Below are 6,000 nucleotides of genomic sequence, written 5' to 3'. Positions count from 1 at the left end.
TTCCATTGTAAAGGATTTTTTTATTGGCAAAAACAATAAATTTCAATATTGGGATGATTTTTAATACTGAAATATAATTAATGCAACACTAGTGAATAATAATAATAAGATAATAAGATAATAAGATAATAAGATAATAAGATAATAAAGAAAAACCGGGCATAGCCCGGCTTCTTTTCATTTGCGGATATTGAAGTCTAACGCCTTTTGTATTCGCGGTTACCTTCTTCGTCCCAATCGTCATCTTCATTTCAATCGTCTTCTTCGGCAGAACGATCGACCCTTTTTTCATATTCCTCATGCAGCGGTGCATCTGTGTTCACATCCAGCGAATTCCCATACATATCGGTAATTAAAAATCCTTCGAGGTCTTCCACATAACCGACATTTTCATCCGATTCCACAAACATTTCGTTGTACGTAAATTTGGCGGTATCATAAAAATCGGAAGGCGTTTCGGATGTTCCGTACCGCTCCACCTCCTGCCAGCTATCTTCGGCGTCGTACAGTGTTGCGTCCCGCTCGTCATATTCAAATTGGCCGAACTCCGGACGCAGAACATCCTCCTCTACCGGCCGCCGCTGAGAGACATACTGGTCGGCGGCATGTTTTACGCAGCGAACGGTGGAAGGAATGGCTTCCAGCCTTTCAACAGGGATATTCTCCCCACACACTTCACACTTTCCGTAGGTGCCTTTATCCATCGCTTCCAGGGCACGCGTAATATCCCTGATTTCTTCTTCCGTATGCTCATTCAGGGCAATATCTTTTCCCCGTTCAAACGTTTCAGTCCCATAGTCGGCAGGATGATTATCATAACTGGATAACTCACTCAAAGATTCATGAACCGATGAATGCTGGGTGCCAAAACGGTCGTTATAATCAAGCATTTCGGTTAGTTCCCGGCGCTGATCCTGCAAAAGGGAGCGAAAGTGGGAAAGCTGTTCCTGCGTTAACAATTTACTCACTCCTTCCAGTTCGTACAGCCATTGTTCTGTACATAGTGTTTCCCCGGCGGGCATAAAAATACCGTTCGCGATCCCGGAGGATACGAGCGGTTTTAAGCTGAGCTTTCACTTTCGTTATTCTTTTGTATAGCGAAGCACGGGTTTGCGGGCGGCCTGCACTTCATCCAGACGGCTGACCACGGTATGGTGCGGTGCTTCGAGAACGACATCCGGCGTTTCTTCGGCCTCTTTCGCGATTTGAATCATCACATCGATAAATTCATCCAATGTTTCCTTAGATTCTGTTTCCGTAGGCTCAATCATTAGGCATTCCTCCACGATGAGAGGGAAATAAATCGTCGGCGGATGGTAGCCGAAATCCAGCAGCCGTTTTGCGATATCCAGCGTCCGTACGCCCTGCTTTTTCTGGCGTTTGCCTGAGAGGACAAATTCATGTTTGCATATCCGATCAAACGGCAGGTCGTAATACTCAGCCAGACGGCGCATCATGTAATTTGCATTCAGAACGGCATTTTCGGAAACGAGGCGCAACCCTTCGGGCCCCATCGTACGAATGTACGTAAACGCGCGCACGTTAATGCCAAAGTTTCCATAGTACGCCTTCACACGTCCAATGGAATCGGGGCGATCATAGTCCAGGCGGTACGTGTCTCCGTCTTTGACTACAACAGGCTTAGGCAGAAAAGGAAGTAACCCTTTTTTCACGCCGACAGGACCGGAGCCCGGACCGCCGCCGCCATGGGGGCCTGTAAATGTTTTGTGCAGGTTTAAATGCACAACATCAAATCCCATGTCGCCGGGACGCGCTTTGCCAAGTATAGCATTGGCATTAGCTCCGTCATAATACAGCAAGCCGCCAGCTTCATGGACAATTTGTGCGATCTCTGCAATATTTTTTTCAAAAAGCCCCAACGTATTTGGATTCGTCAGCATCAGAGCAGCCGTGTCAGGTCCCATCGCCTGGCGCAAAGCTTCAACATCCACATTTCCTTCTGCATCGGAAGGCACTGTAACAGTTTCCAGTCCCGCGACACTTGCGGAAGCCGGATTGGTTCCATGTGCGGAATCCGGCACGATCACCTTGCTGCGTGCTTCTCCCCGGCTTTCGTGGTAGGCGCGAATCATCATCAGCCCGGTCCATTCGCCCTGCGCCCCGGCAGCAGGCTGAAGAGTTACCTGATCCATACCTGTAATTTCAGCCAGGTCTTCCTGGAGTTCGTACATTAATTGAAGGGCTCCCTGTGCAGTCTCCTCGCTCTGATAAGGGTGAATGCGGGCAAATCCCGGATAGCGGGCCACATCTTCGTTGATCTTCGGATTATATTTCATTGTGCAGGATCCAAGTGGGTAAAAACCGGAGTCTACCCCATGATTCCGCTTGGAAAGTTCGGTATAATGACGCATAATCTGCAGTTCACTAATCTCAGGCAATTCGGCTGGAACTTCACGCAGATAGGCAGACGGAACCGCTTCCGCTACGTCTACTTCAGGCACATCGCACTCCGGGAGGCTGTAGCCGATACGACCCGGTTTGCTCAATTCAAATATGAGAGCTTTTTCTTTCGTATTAGACATGACGTGCTCCCTCCAATCCTTTTACAAGACGATCCATTTCTTCCTTCGTTCGCAGCTCCGTTACCGCGAGCAGCATGTGATTTGAGAGTTCTTCATAATCACGGGATAAATCGAACCCACCGATAATTCCGTCTCGCAGCAGCTTTTTATTGATCTCACCTACAGAAACAGGCGCTTTGACCACGAATTCATTAAAGACCGGTGAATCAAACGCAATTTCATAGCCTTCGAGGGCGGCAATCTGACGTTTGGCGTACTGGGTTTTTTGTACATTCAACATGGCCATTTCCTGTACGCCTTTTTTGCCTAATGCCGTCATAGCCACCGAAGCGGCCAATGCATTTAAAGCCTGGTTCGAGCAGATGTTTGACGTCGCCTTTTCCCGGCGAATGTGCTGTTCCCGCGCCTGGAGCGTCAGCACAAATCCGCGTCGACCCTGTTCATCCTTCGTCTGGCCTACAATCCGTCCCGGAATCTGACGCATCAATTCTTTTTTTACTGCAAAATAGCCGCAGTGCGGACCGCCAAAAGACATCGGGATGCCAAACGGCTGCGCGTCACCAACAACAACATCCGCGCCGAATGCACCGGGCGGTTGGAGAACACCAAGAGACAGCGGGTTTGAACTGACAACAAACAGCCCCTTATGTTTATGCGCAATTTGTTCCATCGCAGCAAGATCTTCAATAGCGCCAAAAAAGTTTGGATATTGTACGAGAACCGCCGCCGTGTCTTCATTAACCGCGGCACTGAGCGCCTCCATATCCGTCACGCCGTTGGCACAGCCAACCTCGACAATTTCAAGCCCCAGCCCCCTGGCATTTGTCCGCAGAATCGAGCGTGATTCTGGGTGAACAGCACGGGACACGACGATTTTCTTTCTCTTTGTTTTGCCTGCCGCCATGGCAGCCGCCTCCGCGAGGGCTGTCGGGCCGTCATACATCGAAGAGTTGGCGACATCCATGGCCGTTAATTCACAAATCATCGTTTGAAATTCAAAAATCGCCTGCAGCTCACCCTGGCTAATCTCAGGCTGATACGGCGTGTAAGCTGTATAAAATTCAGAGCGTGAAATTACATGGTTTACAATGCTCGGAATGTAATGATCATACGTCCCGGCCCCAAGAAAGTACGCATATTCCGCCGCATTTGCATTCTTCCCGGCGAGCCGGGCCATGTACTTGGCTAATTCAGGCTCCGGCAGCGCTTCCGGGATATTGAGTTCACCCGTAAAGCGGACGTCTGCCGGAATATCGGAGAACAACTCGGAAATATCAGAGATGCCAAGCACCTCGAACATGTCTTTACGGTCTTCTATCGTTGTGGGAAGGTAGCGATACTTCACCCTTATTCCTCCTCTTTTACATACACTTCGTATTCTTCAGCCGTCATTAATCCATCCAGTTGAGCCGGATCGTTCAGCGTAATCACGGCCATCCATCCTGCTTTATAAGGGTCGGTGTTAATCGTTTCCGGCGAATCTTCGAGCAATTGGTTCACTTCCAACACTTGGCCTGAAACGGGCGAGTAGATGTCGGAAACTGCCTTGACTGATTCAACGGTTCCCATGCTTTCATCCGCCTCAACCTCCGCCCCGATCTGCGGAAGTTCTACAAATACAATATCCCCTAATTGATGCTGGGCAAAATCGGTAATCCCGACGCGGACTTTGCCTTCCTCCAGCACTTCTACCCATTCATGTTCCTTACTGTATTTTAATGCTGCACAAATTTGACCCATTGTTCTTTCTCCCCTATCATTGTTTTGGACGTTTATAAAAAGGTGTAGGCACTACCTTTGCTTTGACGCGCTTTCCGCGAATTTCTACTTCTACCTCGGTATCGATCCCGCTGTATTCCACTTTAATGAGCGCCAGCCCGACATTTTTCTTCAGGGTAGGCGACTGGGTGCCTGTTGTAACTTCCCCAATCTTCTCCTCACCCGCGTACACCGCATAATGGGACCGCGGTATTCCGCGTTCGATCATTTCGAGGCCGACCAGCTTTCTCTTCGCCCCTTCTGCTTTTTGCTTGCGTAGCACATCCTGGCCGATAAACGGTGTTTCTTTGTCAACTTTTACCGCAAAACCAACGCCAGCTTCAATCGGGCTTATTTCTTTGCTGAGTTCCTGCCCGTACAACGGGAGCCTTGCTTCAAAGCGAAGCGTATCACGCGCACCAAGGCCGCACGGCAGTACGTCTCCCCCACCAGCTTCCAGGATTTTACACCACAACCTCCGGGCGTTTTCGGGCTTTACATACAACTCAAATCCGTCTTCTCCGGTATACCCGCTGCGCGAAACAAGAGCCTTAACGCCTCCAACCTCAGCATTTTCGATAAAATGGAACGGCCGCAGACCCGCCACGTTTTCACCGGTTAGCTTCTGCAGCACATGCACGGCGAGTGGTCCCTGCAGTGCCAGTTGCGCAGTCAAATCAGAAATATTTTTTAACTGCATGTCACCGGCAGCATGCTCCTGCATCCATGCCACATCTTTATCAATATTTGCCGCGTTAATCACAAGCAGATACCGGTCATCCGCCAGTTTGTAAACAAGCAGGTCATCCACGGTTCCGCCGTCCGGATAGCACATAATCGAATACTGTGCCTGCCCAATTCCAAGCTTTGCCGCATCATTGGTTGTAATTTTTTGAATAAAGGAAAGGGCATCCGGCCCGGTTACTTCAACCTCACCCATATGGGATACATCAAACAATCCCGCTTTATTACGAACCGCTTCATGTTCTTCGATAATACTCGTAAATTGAACCGGCAAATCCCAACCGCCGAAATCAATCGTTTTCGCTCCGCCTTCTTTATATAAAGCGTGAAGCGGTGTCTTCTTTAGATCTGACATGTATAGGCTCACCTCCATTAATGATGCTGTTATTATGCTTTCCTATCTGCATTGAGAAAAACTCGCGGGCGTTGCCGCTCGTCCTTTTTCTGCAGGGTAGCGAAACGGCCGCTTAGTGACCGGAAGGTCGGACCGACAAAACATCCGGGTACCTCAATGATGGAGACAATTGTCGGTCTGATCGACCTTCCGGCCACACGCTCCACATCGAAAAAGCAACGTTCGGCACACTCCCGCGAGTTTTTCTCAGGTGACCAATGGAAGAAAGTATATGTTGCTTTAACACTGTAAAGCAACATATACTTTCCTTAACGATAAAAAAGGACAGAAATAGGGTGTCATCCCTATCTCTGTCCTTTATACCTGAGAGCTACCCGGAACGGTCCGGTTTCCCCTTTGGTGACCGGCTTCCTACCGGCTCTCTCCAGAGTTGCGTCCAACAGAAGTTCTTTTGCCTGAGAGATTAGAAAGGTATCACTTGCTCCTTCGGCGACGCGATTCGAGTGTTCGCGTTCTCTCCCTCTGTTATCATCCGCCATTATGTACGTTCATTTAAAATGGTATAACCTCTGACCTCTTTAATCCTAACATGATTCAGAA

Annotated in this window: 7 protein-coding genes and 2 riboswitches; of the genes, 1 reads left to right on the top strand and 6 read right to left on the bottom strand. The window is 49.1% G+C overall.

What is annotated here, in order from left to right; all coding sequences use genetic code 11:
- Positions 1-88: 88 nt before the first annotated feature.
- From H525_RS27700 to gcvT, 6 genes are read right to left on the bottom strand one after another with little or no spacing between them, the layout of a single operon-like run.
- Positions 89-292: a hypothetical protein gene (locus H525_RS27700; protein WP_155837501.1), complete on the bottom strand. Its 204-nt coding sequence runs from the start codon at positions 290-292 to the stop codon at positions 89-91.
- The gene (locus tag H525_RS25090) at positions 252-1,022 is read right to left on the bottom strand and encodes a TraR/DksA C4-type zinc finger protein (protein ID WP_155837499.1); all 771 of its coding nucleotides are present in this window, start codon (positions 1,020-1,022) and stop codon (positions 252-254) included. Before H525_RS25090 ends, H525_RS27700 begins: the two co-directional genes overlap by 41 nt.
- A 60-nt stretch (positions 1,023-1,082) precedes the next feature.
- Positions 1,083-2,543, bottom strand: coding sequence for an aminomethyl-transferring glycine dehydrogenase subunit GcvPB (gene gcvPB, locus H525_RS0121270; protein WP_027417847.1), 1,461 nt, complete (start codon positions 2,541-2,543; stop codon positions 1,083-1,085).
- Complete coding sequence (gcvPA, locus tag H525_RS0121265; RefSeq protein ID WP_027417846.1) at positions 2,536-3,888, bottom strand: aminomethyl-transferring glycine dehydrogenase subunit GcvPA; 1,353 nt, start codon at positions 3,886-3,888, stop codon at positions 2,536-2,538. Before gcvPA ends, gcvPB begins: the two co-directional genes overlap by 8 nt.
- 2 nt (positions 3,889-3,890) lie before the next feature.
- Positions 3,891-4,283 carry a glycine cleavage system protein GcvH gene (gene gcvH / locus H525_RS0121260; RefSeq protein ID WP_027417845.1) on the bottom strand — a complete coding sequence of 131 codons (393 nt, stop codon included), beginning with the start codon at positions 4,281-4,283 and terminating at the stop codon, positions 3,891-3,893.
- 16 nt (positions 4,284-4,299) lie between these two features.
- Positions 4,300-5,400 (bottom strand): glycine cleavage system aminomethyltransferase GcvT, encoded by a 1,101-nt coding sequence (gene gcvT / locus H525_RS0121255; protein ID WP_027417844.1) that lies wholly within the window; start codon positions 5,398-5,400, stop codon positions 4,300-4,302.
- Positions 5,401-5,451: 51 nt separating this feature from the next.
- Here gcvT and H525_RS27695 point away from each other — a divergent pair, with 51 nt between their 5' ends.
- Positions 5,452-5,691 carry a hypothetical protein gene (locus tag H525_RS27695; RefSeq protein ID WP_155837497.1) on the top strand — a complete coding sequence of 80 codons (240 nt, stop codon included), beginning with the start codon at positions 5,452-5,454 and terminating at the stop codon, positions 5,689-5,691.
- Positions 5,692-5,748: 57 nt separating this feature from the next.
- Positions 5,749-5,830, bottom strand: a riboswitch (glycine riboswitch).
- Between the two features lie 3 nt (positions 5,831-5,833).
- Positions 5,834-5,932: riboswitch (glycine riboswitch) on the bottom strand.
- Positions 5,933-6,000: the final 68 nt, after the last annotated feature.

Source organism: Aneurinibacillus terranovensis DSM 18919 (assembly GCF_000430625.1).
GTDB classification, from domain to species: Bacteria; Bacillota; Bacilli; order Aneurinibacillales; family Aneurinibacillaceae; genus Aneurinibacillus_B; species Aneurinibacillus_B terranovensis.
This window is presented reverse-complemented; position numbering and strand designations above follow the sequence as displayed.

Coding starts and splice junctions, on each gene's coding strand:
- H525_RS27700 (WP_155837501.1), bottom strand. CDS start 292: ATGAAAAAAGGGTCGATCGTTCTGCCGAAGAAGACGATTGAAATGAAG.
- H525_RS25090 (WP_155837499.1), bottom strand. CDS start 1,022: ATGCCCGCCGGGGAAACACTATGTACAGAACAATGGCTGTACGAACTG.
- gcvPB (WP_027417847.1), bottom strand. CDS start 2,543: ATGTCTAATACGAAAGAAAAAGCTCTCATATTTGAATTGAGCAAACCG.
- gcvH (WP_027417845.1), bottom strand. CDS start 4,283: ATGGGTCAAATTTGTGCAGCATTAAAATACAGTAAGGAACATGAATGG.
- gcvT (WP_027417844.1), bottom strand. CDS start 5,400: ATGTCAGATCTAAAGAAGACACCGCTTCACGCTTTATATAAAGAAGGC.